Below are 19,041 nucleotides of genomic sequence, written 5' to 3'. Positions count from 1 at the left end.
ACTAAGGTTTTTCGCTACGCTCCAGCAGAGATTTCAACCCAGCTGCTTTATTTTCAATCTCGATCCACTCTTGCTCAGGATCTGAATCGCTGACAATCCCAGCTCCTGAAAATAACGAGAGTTGTTGATTTTCAATTTGCGCACAACGTAGCGATACCGCAAACTCGCTTTTATTTAGACTCACAAAGCCACCAGTACCTGCATACCAACGACGTGAGAAAGGCTCGTGTTCACTTAAAAATTGCCGAGCCACCGTACGCGGTAAACCACAGACTGCTGCTGTTGGCTGTAAACGCTGTAAGCATTCGCTGTCGGATGGAGAAATCAGCGTCGCAGCAATCGACCGGTAAAGATGTTGAATTTTACGTAAACGAATAACTTTTGCCGCAGAGACATCGATACCCGTCACCACGCCTTGTAATTGTTGGCAAATATCATCCACCACCACTAAATTTTCATGTTGATTTTTACTATCTTCCAATAACCACTTTGCATTTTCTGCTGCAATCGTATCATCAAGATGATTCGCCACCGTACCAGCAAGTGCTTCAGAGTGTAATTGTGTGCCTTGACGTAAGTACAAACGTTCAGGCGTCGATGATATAAAACCCGATTCTTGACTAAACGCCATCATAAAATGATAGCACTGAAAATTGACTTGTTGACTCGCAGACAAAAATTCAGCCGCAGCGATTGGTTGAGATAAGCTCAATTTTGTTTCACGGGCCATCACCACTTTTTCCATATGACCCGCTTTCATTCGTGTAATGGCCTCGGTCAATAAGCTGCACCACTGCTCTTTTTCAGGAAAATGTTCATGACCGACGATTTCCGTATGTAATGTAAGAGGTTGTGTTGGTGCGGGTTTTATTTGCTGTAAAAATTCAATAGCCGATAAACGGTCTTGTTCCCCTTGGATATTTAGGTAAACAGATACCGATGAACGGACACGATAAATTTCTAAACGAGGTAAAAAATAAAAAGTGGCATGTTGCTTATCTTCAAGCGAAATACCTTCACCTACGGCATTCCAGCCGTTGAGTCCCCATAAACGCATGTCGGGATATTCAGTATGCTCAGATAAAAATTGTTCAGCATCAACAATGGAATGAAAGGTTTTTACCTTGCCTATCGTGCTGCATTCATCACTTCCTGTACGGTGATACCAATAAAATTGAGGGTAGCAGGATTGTTCAGATAGCCAAGCTAACCCAGGAAATGTAGCAGATTCACCTAGTTGCCAGTGTAAACGAATGAATTCTTGGTTGCCCAATGCCAAAGTTGACAGTTGATGAAGAATTTCAGTTATTAAATTATCTATTTTTTTATGTACCACTTTCGATCCCTACTGCCACACTCAACAAAGACTATTCATAATTATATAGTGCAATATAATTTATTAATACATTGATTATTTCTGACAATAGATGTAACTCATAATAAAATCAAATTTGTCTTCGTTATTGATGATAAACACAGCAATAAAAACATACTTATCTTATTGTACAATATAATAAATTTAACTTTAAATACCCCTTTAGTAGGTATCAAACGCTTGCGCTGTAATAGCTTAAAAGATAAACAAACCTATGTATGCTGATTATTTATTAAACATGTTTATCTATAATAAAGCCACTCATAGTAACCTCGTCATATTACAATATGCTTAAGACAGCACTTTATGTGAAATGCCATTGATTCTTGTTAATTGATTAAAATAAAAATAGCGCTTGATAAGAATAATGACCATCCTTTATGGTGAACAAGCTAACTCAAATAGCAATAAGATTAAAAATAATCGCTTAAATTTAATTCTATTCTTAATAGGATTTTTTGATTCTGCTAATCACCTTAAACCGTGAATAATTAGCATCAATTTAAATAGAGTCTTACTGTATAACTAAAAACAAAAATAATTATTTATCGTTTAATATTAAAGCTAAAATCGATAATAAACTTCATATTAATTATATTAACATATCAATTTCTAATATATTTTTTCATATTTTAGTATCTACTTTTACCGCATGCTTCAAGTAGCTTATTCACTCTTACGCGGGTAAATGAAAATCTAATGTTGTTAAATGGACCATTTGATTAGAGATTATATTATTTCTATTTTATCTTTCTCAACGTGGCAACCATTTAGTGATTTTCTGTTGTATACCTTTTATTTAACCCCTAATGTTAAATTGGAAATTAACCATTATGAGTGACATAGCTTATGATAAAATAATTGAAAAAGAGAATATTGGAACAGCAACTCTTGCATTATTAACTAATCAAGATCCCTATTCTGCAAGGTCAGCCGGTATTTTTACTCACCAAGACCTGTCAAATATCCATAAATATATTCACTTTGCGCTATCATTACCCACTTCTACACTAGAAATATTATCTTGGCTTAAAATTGGTGAGTCCACAAACTTACCTATAGAAACGAATGTTCTGACTGAAACTATCCAATTGATTCACCGTCATGCAAGTCATTGGGACAGTATTGAACAAGAGGTTAAACAGCAATCTGTTAATTTATCATTAATTAGCAGAAATATTGTCCAGACTGGAAATCAAATTATTCATTATATAAATGACATGCCTATTATCCAACAAATAGCGAATAGTGTTGAGGGCCTTTCTAATGAAGATCTTGATGGCATTACTTATCAAAATGACGACCAGCAAATTGCTACTGAGCTATTAAGTATACTCGGTCTTATCCACGATGATATTAAAATACAAGCCAATAAAACAGCGAGCATAAAAAATAGCATTTCAGATTTTCGCATTCACATTATTGGTGGAAATCTATCCAATCGACAACATGTTGACTCACTCCTTTTTAAGGTAAAATCTATTTATATGCAGCTAGACTCCACAGATGCAACTGACTCTGAAACCTATCATCTTGAAAAAATAGCGTTACTCAAAAAAGAAATTTTTCAATTAGAAAAAGAATATAGCCATTTTGTTAAATTGAGCTTTACAGGGCTTGCGGGTGGACTCATTGGTTTAGTGATTACTGGCGGAATTTTTGGTAGCAAAGCAGAAAAAATCCGCCATCAAAAAAATGAATTATTAAAAGAGATAAGTAACATTAATGACAAAATAAATCAGGACCGTTTTATAAAGAAAACTATCTTTGACATTCAAATTAACCTACAAAAAATTGAAAGTCATTTTAAAGATGCTCGCTTAGCAATTGATCACTTAGATTATATGTGGCTAGTGATTTTAACTGAAATCAAGCAATCGATAGAGACCTTCGCTCGCATTGATAATGCCGCTAATCTTTTAAAATTTATTACTCGTTTTAAGAAAATTATCACCGCCTGGGCTTCTGTGCAAACTTATTCAGAACAACTCATTGATTTATTTGACATTCAATTAACAAAAAACACTCATCTATATTAAAGGTCACATTATGAAGCTCACTGCCAAATCCCCAACCTTACCTTCTATTGAATTTTATCAGATGAGGATGTGTATTAATAAACTCAGTGCATTTAATCAAAACATTCTAGATTATGACCCTGTTATTTTTAATCGTATAAAAAACATCTCTGATAAAGCAGAAATACTTAATGAGTTAGTGAGAGACTCATTACCTATAATGAAGTTAAAAACACGTTATATAATCAATAGCACAATTAACGAATTATCTCCCATAAATACAACGTTTGAACTTCATAATAAACATCATGATTTAATACTTACAGAATTTATCGATGATTTTTCTGAAGTTAAGACTGAAATAGAAAAACTAAAATTATCAATGCGAAGTATTACCGATTACCTAACAGCGGTACAACTTAAGGAGGAAAACCAGTTAAAAAGTGAATATTATCTAGCTCATCAAAACAAGCTTATCGGGTTAGCGACCAAGAATAAAAAAAAGATACAAGAACTTAATCAAGAAATTAATGCTATTGTAGCCGCCGAAGAGATCATTTTAAACTATAAGTTATCCGATATGTTTGAAAAGTTTTTTCCAGAAATAGCGTTTATTGAATCGTTAAATATTCCGCCGTCCAAAAAAGATTTATTAAAAATCGCTATTGATTGTGCAAAACGCTTACTGGTCATTCTTGATAATGGTTTGGAGTTTATGAAATTAGTGGATGTGCGTTTATATTTAATCGACCAAATGGCTATCTTACATGAAAAATCAAAACAGTATGAAGAAAGAAATAACCGACTAACCTATTTTCTTATATTAGGTAAAGAAGTCACGCAAATCGATCATCAGCGACAGGAGATTGCTGCTAACTTTCAACAGCTACAACGCTATTTTCAGCAATGGATCGATTATATGGCTGATTGTTTACATGAAGAAACATTCAATGTCTATAATGCAATAGAATCCTGTGAAGTATTAATGGAATTTCTTGTGGAAACTGAGTACCAATATCAACGCCAGTTAGCAGATTAAAAAATAAAGAGCGGTAACCTTTCGATTACCGCTCTTTTACATGCTATGTCTGTGCTACGTTGTTATTACAGACTAATGACTGCTAATGCGCTTGAAGCGATATTGATCAGCGGCTGTGGCCATACCCCCATTAAGATAACGATGATGGCGCAGATCACTGCCACGACGGTACCAAATGTTGCCTTTTCTGGGCCTGTATAGCGGTCAGCGTGCTCTGCATCACGGCTATATAAGCTAGCCATAAAGCGTAGATAATAGAACAAGCCAATTGCACTCCCCACAACCACGGCTCCGGTTAACCACCACAATTCAGCATTCACAGCAGAAATGATCACATAGAATTTACCAATAAACCCTAATGTGATTGGCACACCTGCCAATGAAAGCATCATCACTGTCAATACCGTTGCCAGTACTGGCTTATGCCAGAACAGACCACGGAAAGCACTCATGTCGTCTTGGTCATCACCACGGTATGGGCTAGAGACAATACTAATCGCGCCGAATGCACCTAAGCTTGCAAACAAGTAACCGGCTAAATAAATCGCTACGGTAACTTGTGATGCAATGGGGTCGACTCGTAGTGCTACCAATGCAACTAATAAGTAGCCCATATGTGAAATCGATGAGTAACCCAGCAGGCGCTTTGCACTTTTCTGAGTGATAGCCAGAAGGTTACCAAACAGAATCGATGCAATCGCAATAACACTGACAACAATCGCCAATGTATGACTTTGTGCCGCTGGTGCTTCCATAAAGATACGCATTAGTACCGCGAAGATACCAATTTTACTGCCTGTCGCAAGGAATGCAGATACAGGGGCTGGCGCACCTTGATACACATCCGGAGTCCATAACTGGAATGGGAACAGTGATAGCTTAAAGCCAAAACCAACAATCAGCATCCCCAAACCAACCAAAATCAATGGAGCATGAATTTGGCTATCTGTTAGGCTTTGACCAACCGCGGCAAAACTCAGGCTACCTGATTCCGCATACAGTAATGCAATACCAAACAACAAGAAAGAAGAGGCGGCAGCAGATAGCAGCATATATTTAATGCCTGCTTCTAATGAGCGTTTGCGTTCAAAAGTATAAGCCACTAAGCCAAACAACGGCAGAGAGATTAGCTCAATACCGATGAACATTGACGCCATGTGGTTTGCCATTGAAAGTAGCACACCACCTGCTACAGCGATAGACAGCAGTAAGTGAAACTCTTCTTTATTATCCTTGAAGCCTTCCAACCAATGAAAAGCAAAAATACTGGTCGCCATACCCGCAATGAGGACTAACGCGGTGTAAAACATGGCGTAGCCATCAACACGAATAAGCGGAGTGACTTCCATTGGTAAACTCCCTGCAATAAAGAACAGAGAGAGTAACGCAACTGCGAAGCCGAATACTGTCAAAGTGGCACTTGTTAGATGATCGCGTCGCCACGCAATGGACAGCATCACAACCACCGCGGTCAATCCGACGATCAACAGCGGGAGTATTGCGATCAATTGTTGAGGTGTTATTGTCATGGCGAATTACGGCCTTAATGTTGTAAGTGAAACAGTGTACAGGTTATGTAATGTTTCCATCGCACCCGCTGAAGTATCCAGCAGTGGCTGCGGATAGAAACCGATAATAACCAGTAATACAGCCAGAGCCAGCAGCACACCAAATTCGCGCGCTGTTAACCCTTTCATTTCGCTATCTGATTTCGGTGTTCCGTAATAAGTTTGCTGCATCATCCACAGTGAGTAGACCGATGCGAACACAACACCGAAGACCATTATGCAAGTCACGAGAGTGAATTGGCTGAATGTTCCAAATAGGATCATGAATTCACCAATAAAGTTACCGGTTCCTGGCATACCTAATGTTGCAGCGGCAAAGAACAAAGACAGACCCGGTAACCACTTAATACGTTTCCACAATCCTCCCATCATGCGCATATCACGAGTTTGCGTACGCTCATACAGCTGACCACTGATAATAATCAATGCCGCACCCGATAAACCGTTCGTGATCATTTGGATCACCGCCCCTTGGTACGCAAGCACTGAACTTGCATAGATAGCAACGGTTACAAACCCCATGTGAGACAAGCTACTGTATGCCGCTAAGCGTTTGATGTCAGTCTGTTTGAAGGCTAACCATGCACCGTAGAAGATACTAATTACACCAAGTGTCATGGCAATTGGTGTGAACTGGATAGACGCTTCAGGGAATAGAGGCAAGGTAAAACGCAGCAAACCATAAGCTGCTGTTTTCAACATGATACCTGAGATATCAACAGAACCCGCTGTAGGCGATTGCTCTTGGGTATCTGCCATCCAACCATGGAATGGAACTAACGGCATTTTCACTGCAAAGGCAATAAAGAAGCCTAACATTAGCATAAAGCTAACCGTGCTAGACATCTGAGTACCAAGCAACTCATTGTAGTTAAATGTCCACACGCGAGTATCATTGAAGTGGACTAATGCTAATCCAACAATCGACACTAACATAATCAAGCCACTGGCTTGCGTGTAGATAAAGAACTTAGTTGCTGCATTAATGTGTTGTCTGTTTTCTGCCCCTTTGTGCCCCCAGTTAGCAATCAGGAAGTACATTGGGATCAACATCATTTCCCAGAAGAAGAAGAATAAAAACAGGTCAACTGCCGTAAAGATCCCCATCACCCCTGCAATAATCCACAACAGGTTAAAGTGATAAGCACCTTGGTTAGCTTGGTTTTCGCTCCACGAACTGAGAACTGAGAAAGCGCCCATAATCGCGGTCAATACCACCATCAGTAGCGATAACCCATCAATAGCAAGATGGAAATTAATACCCAGCGATGGGATCCATGGCATAAAGAATACAGCTTGCCATTGTGGAATACCTTGTGGGTTTGCCAGAGAGTAATTTCCCTGTAGCCACAACTGGATTGATAATATTAATGTTATTCCCATTGAAGCCAGCGCAACCCAACGAGGTGCGCGATGGCTGAACCGGTCAGCCTGCCAACTTAGCAGGCCACCGATGAAGGGAATGAGTATTAGCCAAGGTAATAGCATGGCGCAATGTGTCCCTTAATTAAACCAAAAGCAGCAGAGCAAGAATCAGCACTGCACCCAGCCCCAATGAGGCAACATACCAACGGACTTGACCGTTCTCACTCACTGCTAACCCTTTGTTTGCCCAACGAGACAAGCAAGCTGGCAAGTTCATCAGTGAGTTAATAGGATCGCTTTCCAGTAGCCATGCAACCCCTTTGAAAGGTTTCACAAAGACCACGTCATACAACCAGTCGAAGCCCCATGCATGGTACCACCACGTAGAGAAGAAACGACCCGGTGCACTTTTCGCGATTGCTGTAGCGATAGAACGTCTGAACAGATAAATGAATGTCACAATCAACAGACCGATAACGGCTAGGCTACCCGACAGAATTTCCAGCTGTAACTTACCTGCTTCATGTTCCAGTGGATTAACCGGGAATACCCCCTCTAACGGCTGGTGAATCTGTGCACCAACGAATGTCGCTAAAACGGCCAGAATGCCCAAAGGTACAGAGTGAGTAAAACCTTTGACCTTGTGCGCTTGGATTTTCGCTTCGCCATGGAATGCGATGAAAATCATACGGAAGGTATACATTGCAGTCAGTAGTGCCCCGATGAGACCTGCCCATAACAGTACAGTTTGCCCATCCACTTCTGCTCCCCATAAAATTGCGTCTTTACTGTAGAAACCAGCGGTAAACAGAGGCAATGCAGCCAATGCGCTTCCACCGATTAACATCACCGCGTAGACGTAAGGGATTTGCTTACGTAACCCACCCATTTTGAAAATATTTTGTTCATGGTGGCAAGCAATAATCACAGAACCTGCGGATAAGAATAACAACGCTTTAAAGAATGCGTGTGTCATCAGGTGGAAAATTGCCGCATCCCACGCCTGTACGCCAAGAGCCAAGAACATATAACCAATTTGGCTCATGGTTGAGTAAGCGAGTACCCGTTTGATGTCGGTTTGTACCAATGCCGCACAACCTGCAAACAGCAGTGTCACACCACCAACGATGCCTACCAGATGTAAAATTTCAGGTGCCATCAGGAACAAGGCATGAGTACGAGCAACAAGATAAACACCCGCGGTTACCATGGTTGCTGCGTGGATCAGTGCAGAAACAGGTGTTGGACCCGCCATCGCATCGGCCAGCCATGTCTGTAGTGGAAGCTGTGCAGATTTACCTACCGCACCACCTAAGATCATTAAGGTTGCCCATGTAATTGCCGTGCCGCCTTCAGCCATTTTCTGAGGTGCCAAAATCGCCATTTCACTGAAGTTCAGAGTACCCAGTTCATTCCACAGAATAAACATACCGATAGCTAAGAACACATCACCAACACGGGTGACAAAGAAAGCTTTCATCGCCGCTTTGCCGTTATCTGGATTGGTGTAATAAAAACCAATCAACAGATAACTACACAGCCCTACCCCTTCCCAACCGAGATACATCAGCATCATATTATCGGCGAGAACTAAAACCACCATACTCGCGATAAACAGGTTCGTGTAGGTAAAGAAACGTGAATAGCCTTCTTCACCACGCATATACCAAGAAGCATAAACGTGGATCAGGAAACCCACTCCCGTCACTACGCCAAGCATAGTGAGAGATAGACCATCAAGGTGCAGTGTGAATGGGATGGTAAAATCACCCACTGACATCCAAGTCCACAGCGGTTGTGTATAAACATAAGCATCATTGGCATTTGCCATCAACGCCTTGTGTTCTAGGAAATCAATGCCTGCATAAGCGGCGACAATAGCAGCCAAACCGACGGCACTAATACCAACAATTGCTGAAACATTTTCTGACCAGCGACCACGGGAAAATGCTAATAACACAGACCCCAGTAGCGGAAACAGAATTGTTAAATAGAGTAAGTTCATCCGCGCATCTCACTGACTTTATCAATATTCAGGTTCTGACGATGACGATGGAGTTGCAGTAACAACGCCAATCCAATACTCGCCTCCGCTGCAGCCAGTGCAATGGCCAAAATATACATAATTTGACCGTCTGGTTGCCCCCAGAAACTCCCTGCAACGACAAATGCCAAAGCAGTTGAGTTAATCATGATTTCCAGTCCGATCAGCATGAAAAGCAAGTTACGGCGAATAACAAGACAGCTTAGCCCCATTACAAATAAGATCGCCGCTAAAATCAGACCATGTTGAAGAGGTATCATTATTGTTCCTCCGCATTCGCTTTGGTGCTACTCACAATATCAGCACCATTTTCATTACGGTCACGACCGACGTGGAACGCCACCACAAGACCAGCGAGTAGCAACAGTGATGCTAATTCAACGGCTAGGACATAAGGTCCAAACAAGCTGATAGCCACTTCTTTCGCACTAATCATTGTGCCAGCAATACCCTCTTGGTATGACAGACTCATGATGCCGTAAACCAGAAGTGCAAGAAGTACTGCTGATAAAATAGCAGGACCAATCCAGTTCTTCGGCGTTAGCCACTCACGCTCTTGTTCTTGTACAGAGCGACCGAGGTTAAGCATCATCACTACGAAAACGAATAGCACCATAATGGCACCTGCATAAACGATGATCTCCAACGCACCCGCAAAATAAGCGCCAAGCGAGAAGAACACCATCGACAGAGCCAGTAGAGAAACAACCAGATACAACAACGCATGTACCGGGTTAGTATTGGTTATCACCCTCAAAGTTGCTAAAACAGCAACCAGACCGGCGATATAAAATGTAAATTCCATGAATATCGCTCCTTATGGCAACAGGTCTTTGACGTTAATTGGTTTGGCTTCGTTATCCGCTTCACCTTTGTCTTTACCTGCAATCGCCATACCCGATTTACGGTAAAAGTTATAATCAGGATATTTACCCGGACCTGAAATTAATAAGTCATCTTTCTCGTAAACAAGATCCTGACGACGCCATTCACCCATTTCAAAGTCAGGCGTTAATTGAATGGCTGTTGTTGGGCAAGCCTCTTCACACAACCCACAGAAAATGCAGCGAGAGAAGTTAATGCGGAAAAATTCAGGATACCAACGCCCATCTTCATGTTCAGCCTTTTGCAGTGAGATACAACCCACAGGACAAGCAACTGCACATAAATTACAGGCAACGCAACGCTCTTCGCCGTCAGGATCGCGGGTTAATACGATACGACCACGGTAACGGGGCGGCAAGTAAACCGGTTCTTCGGGATACATTTGCGTTTCACGTTTTTGGAACGCATGCAAACCGACCAACCAAATACTGCGTACTTGAGTGCCGAAACCGACCAATAAATCTTTCAATGTCATGGTTCAATCACCCCTTACTGAGCGTTGTATAAAATGACTGCTGCGGTACCCAGCAGGTTAAGCAAAGTCAGTGGCAAACAGACTTTCCAGCCAAAGGACATCACTTGGTCATAACGCGGACGCGGTAAAGATGCACGGATCAAGATGAACATCATCATGAAGAAGGCAGTCTTAATGGCAAACCACAAGAATGACGGCAAGAACGGCCCATGCCAGCCACCAAAGAACAGTGTGACAATCAATGCAGAGACAGTAACAATACCGATATACTCACCGACGAAAAATAGGCCGAATTTCATACCTGAATATTCAACGTGGTAACCATCCGCAATTTCTTGTTCTGCTTCTGGTTGGTCAAACGGGTGACGGTGACATACCGCAACACCTGCAATCGCAAACGTCACAAAACCAAAGAACTGAGGAATGACGTTCCACATGCCTTCTTGAGAATTGACGATATCAATCAAATTGAAGGAGCCAGCCTGAGCCACAACCCCCATCAATGAAAGTCCCAAGAACACTTCGTAGCTCACTGTTTGAGCCGATGCACGCATTGCGCCCAGCAGTGAGTATTTGTTGTTACTTGACCAACCGGCAAAGAGCACCGCATAGACAGCAAGACCCGCCATCATTAGGAAAAATAGGATCCCAATGTTTAGGTCTGCAACATGCCATGTCGGGCTAACAGGAACGATAGCAAACGCAAGGAACAGTGAACAAAACGCAATCACGGGTGCCAGCGTAAAGATTTTTTTATCGGCAAACTGTGGGATCCAGTCTTCTTTGAACAGCATTTTGAACATGTCGGCCATTAACTGCCCCATGCCAAACGGTCCAACACGGTTAGGACCATAACGATTTTGGAATAAACCGAGAATACGGCGTTCACCCAAACTCATGTATGCCCCACAGATCACAACAACCAATAGGATGACAATCGACTTTAGGATAGAAATCAGGATTTCCATCACTTCTGGGGATATCCAATCCATCATGCCCCCCTCCGTAGATTATTGACTGACACACCCGCCATGGCTGGTGCAATACCCGGCATACCTAGAGGTAGACCAATTTGGCCACAAGACAAGTTTTGACTAACACGAACTGTCAAGTTGAAAGTTTGCCCTTCGTGACTAAATTCAGCTTTAGTCCCCGCCGCAAGCCCAAGCGTTGCGGCATCTTGTGCATTCAACATAATGTAAGGTTCAGGCATACGCTGTTGGATCACATCAGAACGTTGTGACATTTCATCACTACCGAACAAGTGATAATAAGGCGCAACAACCCACTGCGCTTCAGTCGCTTGATACGCGGTTGGAATGTCAGTGAAGTAGCCTATTTTACTTTCTGTTGAATTGAACAAACGAACACCAGGGTCACCAAAACGCAAGTGCCCGCCTACCTCGCTTTGGAACTTGTTCCAAGCTTGTGGTGAGTTCCAACCCGGAGCCCATGCAAATGGAATTTGCTGGCGCGGTGCGGTTGGACTATTGTTCCCTTCCATAGAGAAAGCAAATGCCGTGTCTTTATCCTGAGGTTGACGCTGCTCATGAACAGATTGGTTCGCTAGCATCGCGGTACGACCGCTGTAGCGGTGCGGTTCACGTGCTAACTTCTGACCACGAATACGGAAAGACGCTTTTGGTGCAGCATCGACTATACCGGCGAACTGAGGTAAAGCGTTCACGCATTCCGCAATGACATGATCAAGTTGTGACCAATCCGCATCGCGCTCTTGTGCTTCGGTTTGTAGTGAGTGCAACCAACGCCAACTTTCGTTCATCACGATAGCTTTATCGTAGAAAGATGGGTCAAAGACTTGGAAGAAACGTTGTGCACGACCTTCTTGGTTAATCAGCGTACCATCTGCTTCAGCAAAGCTTGCTGCTGGCAGGATCAAGGTTGCTTTATCCATGATGGCAGTATGTTGATGGTCAACCACAATCAAATGCTTCAACTTAGCCAGTGTGCTATCAACCTTATTGACACTACTGTGACGGTAAAGGTCATTTTCCATCACGATAGCCACATCCGCTTCATCTGCGTTGATACGCGCAAAAGCACTATCGAGTGAAGGCGCTTTCATCATCGCTAAACCAAAGCTGTTCGCGTGTGAAGCTAGATAAGATAAGCCAACTTGTGCCCCTTTCGCTTTCAGCGCAAAAGCAACGTTAGCGGCTGCTTGGATCATTGCATCACTTGCCGAATGGCTACCACTGATAATCAATGGTTTCTTGGCACTCGCCAGCGCGTCTGCGATGGTTTGTACTTTTGCTTTTAACTCACTCGGTAAATCCGCGACTGCCGGCGAATCACCATTAATCATATTCGCAATAGCAAAACCAAAGCGAGCTTGATCAGCAACAGGCGCACGGTAGTTAAATGCCGCGATATCATCTAAACGTGTATCATCTACGTTAGTGATAAACAGCGGATACTTGGCATGTTGACCAATATTCATGATCGCCGCGATTTGCCAATCAGCCACTTTTTGAGCTGCTGCCATTTCACGAGCTTTACCTTTCACTGCTTGACGAACAGACAGAGCCATACGAGCGCCCGTCTGAGTGAGGTCTTCCCCCAGAACCAAAACAGCATCATAACCTTCTACTTCACGTAGGCTTGGTGTATAAATACCGCCGTTTTCTAGGATATTTTGCATCAGTTCAAGACGGCGTTGCTCATCCGCTGATACACCTGAGTAGAAGTTTTCTTCACCCACTAAGGCACGTAATGCATAATTACTTTCAATGCTTGCACGAGGAGAGCCGATACCAATCACCTTCTTCGCTTGATTGATAATCTGTGCACCACTTTGCATTGCTTCGATAGCGGAAATAACTTGCTTAACGCCATCTTTATTCAGTAATGGCTGACGAGGTCTATCTTTACGATTCACATAACCATAACCAAAACGACCGCGATCACATAAGAAATAGTGGTTTACCGAACCATTATAACGGTTTTCAATACGGCGTAGCTCGCCATAGCGTTCACCTGGGCTGGTATTACAACCGAGACTGCACTGCTGGCAGATACCCGGTGCAAATTGCATATCCCATTTACGGTTATAGCGCTCTGAATGCGTCTTATCAGTAAACACACCTGTTGGACACACTTCAACTAAGTTACCTGAAAATTCGCTTTCCAGTGTGCCATCTTCAGTACGACCAAAGTAGACATAGTTGTGTGCACCATAGACACCCAAGTCAGTACCATCTGCGTAATCTTTATAATAACGAACGCAACGATAACAGGCGATACAGCGGTTCATTTCATGATTAATGAATGGCCCTAAGTCCTGATTAACGTGTGTACGTTTAGTAAAACGATATTTACGCATATTATGACCGGTCATCACCGTCATATCTTGCAAATGGCAGTTGCCCCCTTCCTCACAGACTGGACAGTCATGAGGGTGGTTGGTCATGAGCCATTCAACAACACTTTCACGGAATTGTTTGGCTTCTTCATCATCAATAGAGATGTAAGTCCCTTCCGTTGCCGGTGTCATACAGGACATAACAAGGCGACCACGGGTGTCATCCGCGTTTTGATACTGCTTAACCGCACACTGGCGGCAAGCGCCAACGCTTCCCAGCGCTGGATGCCAGCAAAAATAAGGAATATCTAGCCCCAGAGAAAGGCAGGCTTGCAACAGGTTTTCAGACCCGTTTACATCATATTCTTTGCCGTCTACATATATTGTAGCCATAGTCAGCATGCTTCCCAAAGGCCCGCTTCACAGCAGGCGTTAATCAAAAATACGTTCTTCGTGAAAAATCGATTTTTTGTGGTTGCTCATTCACAAAAAATATTACCAACGCTGTTTTAACAGGTTGGGCTGAATACCTGCTATCTGGGCTATATTGCGCAGATCTTTTTGCGAGATACCCGCTTCAAACTCTTCACGGAAATATTTGATAGCGCTCTGTAATGGCTCAACCGCACCCGGTGCGTGAGCACAGAAAGTTTTGCCCGGACCTAAGAAACGGCATAGCTGTTCCAGCGTTTCAATATCACCCGGTTGCCCTTCCCCGTTTTCCAACGCTTGTAAAATTTTTACGCTCCATGGCAAACCATCACGGCAAGGCGTACACCAACCACACGATTCACGAGCGAAAAAGGTTTCAAGGTTACGAACCAGAGACACCATATTAATTTCGTTATCAACGGCCATTGCTAATGCAGTACCTAAACGGCTTCCTGCTTTACCGATAGATTCGAAATCCATAGGTAAATCAAGGTGATCTCCCGTTAAAAAGTCAGTACCTGCACCACCTGGTTGCCATGCTTTAAGCGTGAGGCCATCGCGCATACCGCCCGCGTAATCTTCCAGCACTTCGCGCGCTGTCGTACCAAACGGTAATTCCCATAATCCCGGATTTTTGACGCGACCAGAGAAGCCCATCAATTTAGTACCTGCATCTTTACTTTTGCCTGCACTGAGATTGATATACCACTGCTCTCCATGCTCTAAAATGGCAGGAACGTTACAGATAGTTTCCACGTTATTAACGCACGTTGGCTTACCCCATGCGCCAGATGTTGCTGGGAAGGGTGGCTTTGAACGAGGGTTCGCACGGCGGCCTTCAAGGGAGTTAATCAAGGCGGTTTCTTCACCACAGATATAACGTCCAGCGCCAGTATGTACAAACAGTTCAAAATCAAATCCTGAACCTAAAATATTTTTACCGAGTAAGCCCGCGGCTTTCGCTTCTTCGATAGCGTGTCGTAAATGCTTTGCCGCTTCGACATATTCACCACGCAAGAAAATATAACCACGGTAAGCTTTTAGTGCATAAGCCCCGATGATCATACCCTCAACTAATAAATGTGGTAATTGCTCCATCAATAGACGGTCTTTATAGGTGCCTGGCTCCATTTCATCCGCATTACATAAGAAGTAACGCAGTTTCATGTTTTCGTCTTTTGGCATCAGGCTCCATTTCAGCCCGGTGGAGAAACCTGCACCACCGCGTCCTTTTAATCCAGCATCTTTAACTAGATTCACCACTTCATCCGGTGCCATGCCTTTAAGCGCACGTTCCACACCTTTATATCCATTTTTACTGCGATACTCATCCAGCCAAACCGGCTGTTTGTCATCACGCAAACGCCATGTCAACGGATGTGTTTCCGCAGTACGGATCACTTGTTTAAAGGAGTTTGTCATGGATACTGCTCCAGTAACTTTTTAATATCTTCAGGCTGTACGTAACTGTGCGTGTCCTCATCAATCATCATGGTAGGACCTTTATCACAGTTCCCCAGACAACAGGTTGGCAACAGCGTAAAGCGGCCATCTTTTGTTGTCTGGCCTGGGCGAATATTCAGCTGATTAATGATTTCAGCTTCTAACCCTTGATAACCTGTAATATGACAAACCACACTATCGCAATAGCGAATAATGTGACGACCTACAGGCTGACGGAAGATTTGGCTATAGAATGTCGCCACACCTTCAACATCACTCGCGGGAATACCCAGCACTTCAGCGATAGCGTGAATGGCACCATCTTCAACCCAGCCACGGTTTTTTTGCACAATTTTCAGTGCTTCAATGGAGGCAGCGCGCGGGTCTTCATAATGGTGCTTTTCACCTTCAATTTCTGCACGTTCAGCTTCCGTTAACACAAAGCCGTGCTGTGCTTCTTGAGGCTCAAAAACATTGACTCCATCAAGACTGGTCTGCTTATTATGTTCATTATGCATGGTTAGCGATCCACATCCGACATTACAAAATCGATACTACCCAGATAGACAATCAAGTCGGAAACCAGACTACCCCTAATCACCGCTGGAATTTGCTGCAAGTGTGCATAGCTCGGTGTACGGATACGAGTACGGTAGCTCATCGTGCTGCCATCACTCGTTAAGTAGTAACTGTTAATTCCTTTGGTTGCTTCAATCATCTGGAATGATTCATTGGCTGGCATAACCGGACCCCATGACACTTGTAAGAAGTGATTGATCAGGGTTTCGATATGTTGCAGCGTCCGCTCTTTTGGTGGCGGCGTCGTCAATGGGTGATCGGCTTTGAAAGGCCCTTCAGGCATGTTCTTCAGACATTGCTCAAGAATACGCATACTTTGACGCATCTCTTCCACTTTAATCATCACACGGTCATAGCAATCACCGTTATGTGCGATTGGAATATCAAACTCAAAGTTTTCGTAACCTGAATATGGACGCCATTTACGTACGTCAAAATCAATGCCGGTAGCACGTAAGCCTGCCCCTGTGACTCCCCAAGCTAAAGCTTCTTCTTTAGTGTATGAAGCAACACCGATTGAACGGCCTTTTAAAATGGAGTTTTTCAGGGCTGTTGTCACATAGGAATCAAGACGTTTTGGCAGCCAATCTAATAATTCACGTAATAATTTATCCCAACCTCTCGGTAGGTCGTGCGCAACCCCACCAATACGGAACCAAGCTGGGTGCATACGGAAACCCGTAATAGCCTCAACGACGTTATACACTTTTTGGCGGTCGGTAAACGCAAAGAATACCGGTGTCATCGCTCCCGTATCTTGAATATAAGTACTGATGTATAGCAAATGGCTATTAATACGGAACAATTCAGATAGCATGACACGAATCGTTTTAACACGATCAGGGACTTCAATACCGGCCAGCTTTTCAACGGCCAATATGTATGGCATTTCATTAACGCAACCACCGAGGTATTCGATACGGTCGGTATAAGGAATGTAGCTATGCCAAGACTGACGTTCACCCATTTTCTCTGCACCACGATGGTGATAACCAATGTCAGGTACACAGTTTACGATTTCTTCGCCATCAAGCTGTAATACAATACGGAAAGCACCATGCGATGAAGGGTGGTTCGGTCCCAAGTTCAGGAACATGAAATCTTCATTTTCGTTCCCACGAGCCATGCCCCACTCTTCTGGTTTGAAAGTCAACGCTTCCATTTCCAGATCTTGTTTTTGCTTGGTCAACTCAAATGGGTCGAATTCTGTTGCACGGGCAGGATAGTCTTTACGTAATGGGTGGCCTTCCCAACTCGGTGACATAAGCAGGCGACGTAAGTTCGGATGACCTTGGAAGGTGATACCAAACATATCCCAAACTTCACGCTCATACCAGTTAGCATTTGGGAATAATGACACCATGGAAGGCACATTTAAGTCTTTTTCACTTAATGCGACTTTCACCATAATATCACGGTTACGATCGATAGAGATGAAGTGATAGAAAACACTAAAGTCTGCCTCTGGCAAACCTTGTCTATGCATTCTTTGACGTTCATCCACCCCATGTAAGTCAAATAACATCACATAAGGTTTTGGTAGTTTTTTCAAAAAGTCTACGACTTCCAGTAGCTGCTCGCGCCGCACCCAGATAACTGGCATGCCAGTACGGGTCGCTTGAACAGAAAAGGCATCCGGGCCAAATTGGTTGCGCAGTTCCAGAAGTACAGGATCATTTAAGTGATCCTGTGTCTGCCATCCAGGCAGGGTACTTTCTTGCGCTATCTGATCTGTCATCATTCTTCACCATAACGCTTGATCAGGTTTATTATTTCGCAACACATTGCTCTGTTACGCTGTATGGCTTTAAGCCTTAAATTTCGTCTGGGGTACGCAGGTTAGTCACTGCAATACGTTCACCGTGCTTTCTTTCTCTTTCTGATTGCATATTGGCACGATAAACCCCTTGGTCACCCACAACCCACGAAAGCGGACGACGCTCTTTCCCGATAGATTCTTGTAATAGAAGTAATGCTTGCATATAAGCTTCGGGACGTGGTGGGCAGCCTGGAATGTAGACATCCACAGGGATAAACTTATCTACTCCCTGAACAACGGAATAAATGTCATACATACCACCAGAGTTAGCGCATGCCCCCATGGAGATAACCCATTTTGGTTCCAACATCTGATCATAAAGACGCTGGATTACCGGAGCCATTTTAGTAAAGCAGGTTCCTGCAACGACCATAAAGTCGGCTTGACGAGGTGAAGCACGGAGTACTTCTGCCCCAAAGCGGGCTACGTCATGAACTGCTGTGAACGACGTTACCATTTCAACATAGCAACATGAGAGACCAAAGTTATATGGCCAAAGAGAATTTTTACGTCCCCAGTTAACGACATCATGTAACGCATGAGAAAGTTTTCCCATGTAAACACTGTTTTTAACTTGCTGCTCAAGTGGATCTGTTACAATTTCTTGAGTTTGCAGGGGGTAACGGTCGTTCTCACCGTTCGGATCTATGCGGGTGAGCGTATAATCCATTGTATAA

At 43.2% G+C, this 19,041-nt stretch carries 15 protein-coding genes; 2 read left to right on the top strand and 13 right to left on the bottom strand.

The window, feature by feature from the left end:
* Position 1: 1 nt before the first annotated feature.
* On the bottom strand, positions 2-1,336 hold the full coding sequence (locus tag P2E05_RS08110; protein ID WP_163861139.1) for an isochorismate synthase: 1,335 nt from the start codon (positions 1,334-1,336) through the stop codon (positions 2-4).
* Positions 1,337-2,208: 872 nt separating this feature from the next.
* On the opposite strand from P2E05_RS08110, the gene P2E05_RS08105 reads away from it, so the two are divergent.
* The gene (locus P2E05_RS08105; RefSeq protein WP_276123082.1) at positions 2,209-3,414 is read left to right on the top strand and encodes an alpha-xenorhabdolysin family binary toxin subunit A; all 1,206 of its coding nucleotides are present in this window, start codon (positions 2,209-2,211) and stop codon (positions 3,412-3,414) included.
* Between the two features lie 10 nt (positions 3,415-3,424).
* Positions 3,425-4,432, top strand: coding sequence for an alpha-xenorhabdolysin family binary toxin subunit B (locus P2E05_RS08100; protein WP_272657953.1), 1,008 nt, complete (start codon positions 3,425-3,427; stop codon positions 4,430-4,432).
* A 65-nt stretch (positions 4,433-4,497) separates the two neighbouring features.
* Here the strand turns inward: P2E05_RS08100 and nuoN are convergent, their stop codons facing one another.
* The 12 genes from nuoN to P2E05_RS08040 all read right to left on the bottom strand — a co-directional run bounded on the left by nuoN (position 4,498) and on the right by P2E05_RS08040 (position 19,034).
* Positions 4,498-5,961 carry an NADH-quinone oxidoreductase subunit NuoN gene (nuoN, locus tag P2E05_RS08095; RefSeq protein ID WP_163861134.1) on the bottom strand — a complete coding sequence of 488 codons (1,464 nt, stop codon included), beginning with the start codon at positions 5,959-5,961 and terminating at the stop codon, positions 4,498-4,500.
* A gap of 6 nt (positions 5,962-5,967) precedes the next feature.
* Positions 5,968-7,488, bottom strand: a complete 1,521-nt coding sequence (gene nuoM, locus P2E05_RS08090) for an NADH-quinone oxidoreductase subunit M (protein WP_154622111.1) — start codon at positions 7,486-7,488, stop codon at positions 5,968-5,970.
* Between the two features lie 19 nt (positions 7,489-7,507).
* On the bottom strand, positions 7,508-9,370 hold the full coding sequence (nuoL, locus tag P2E05_RS08085) for an NADH-quinone oxidoreductase subunit L (protein ID WP_154622110.1): 1,863 nt from the start codon (positions 9,368-9,370) through the stop codon (positions 7,508-7,510).
* Positions 9,367-9,669 carry an NADH-quinone oxidoreductase subunit NuoK gene (nuoK, locus tag P2E05_RS08080; protein WP_004921109.1) on the bottom strand — a complete coding sequence of 101 codons (303 nt, stop codon included), beginning with the start codon at positions 9,667-9,669 and terminating at the stop codon, positions 9,367-9,369. The genes nuoL and nuoK overlap by 4 nt, the downstream gene beginning before the upstream one ends.
* The gene (gene nuoJ, locus P2E05_RS08075; protein ID WP_154622109.1) at positions 9,669-10,214 is read right to left on the bottom strand and encodes an NADH-quinone oxidoreductase subunit J; all 546 of its coding nucleotides are present in this window, start codon (positions 10,212-10,214) and stop codon (positions 9,669-9,671) included. The genes nuoK and nuoJ overlap by 1 nt, the downstream gene beginning before the upstream one ends.
* A 12-nt stretch (positions 10,215-10,226) precedes the next feature.
* Positions 10,227-10,769, bottom strand: a complete 543-nt coding sequence (gene nuoI, locus P2E05_RS08070) for an NADH-quinone oxidoreductase subunit NuoI (RefSeq protein WP_154622108.1) — start codon at positions 10,767-10,769, stop codon at positions 10,227-10,229.
* Positions 10,770-10,783: 14 nt separating this feature from the next.
* On the bottom strand, positions 10,784-11,761 hold the full coding sequence (gene nuoH, locus P2E05_RS08065; protein ID WP_154622116.1) for an NADH-quinone oxidoreductase subunit NuoH: 978 nt from the start codon (positions 11,759-11,761) through the stop codon (positions 10,784-10,786).
* Positions 11,761-14,484: an NADH-quinone oxidoreductase subunit NuoG gene (gene nuoG / locus P2E05_RS08060; RefSeq protein ID WP_251464005.1), complete on the bottom strand. Its 2,724-nt coding sequence runs from the start codon at positions 14,482-14,484 to the stop codon at positions 11,761-11,763. The genes nuoH and nuoG overlap by 1 nt, the downstream gene beginning before the upstream one ends.
* A 102-nt stretch (positions 14,485-14,586) precedes the next feature.
* The gene (gene nuoF / locus P2E05_RS08055; protein ID WP_154622106.1) at positions 14,587-15,945 is read right to left on the bottom strand and encodes an NADH-quinone oxidoreductase subunit NuoF; all 1,359 of its coding nucleotides are present in this window, start codon (positions 15,943-15,945) and stop codon (positions 14,587-14,589) included.
* Complete coding sequence (nuoE, locus tag P2E05_RS08050; RefSeq protein WP_154622105.1) at positions 15,942-16,484, bottom strand: NADH-quinone oxidoreductase subunit NuoE; 543 nt, start codon at positions 16,482-16,484, stop codon at positions 15,942-15,944. Before nuoE ends, nuoF begins: the two co-directional genes overlap by 4 nt.
* 2 nt (positions 16,485-16,486) lie before the next feature.
* Positions 16,487-18,286: an NADH-quinone oxidoreductase subunit C/D gene (gene nuoC / locus P2E05_RS08045; protein ID WP_272657952.1), complete on the bottom strand. Its 1,800-nt coding sequence runs from the start codon at positions 18,284-18,286 to the stop codon at positions 16,487-16,489.
* A gap of 73 nt (positions 18,287-18,359) precedes the next feature.
* Positions 18,360-19,034, bottom strand: coding sequence for a NuoB/complex I 20 kDa subunit family protein (locus P2E05_RS08040; protein ID WP_154622104.1), 675 nt, complete (start codon positions 19,032-19,034; stop codon positions 18,360-18,362).
* Between the last annotated feature and the right edge of the window lie 7 nt (positions 19,035-19,041).

It is taken from the genome of Providencia stuartii (assembly GCF_029277985.1).
Lineage (GTDB): Bacteria > Pseudomonadota > Gammaproteobacteria > Enterobacterales > Enterobacteriaceae > Providencia > Providencia zhejiangensis.
The sequence above is the reverse complement of the archived record's forward strand: the minus strand, read 5'-3'. Positions and strand labels throughout refer to the sequence as shown.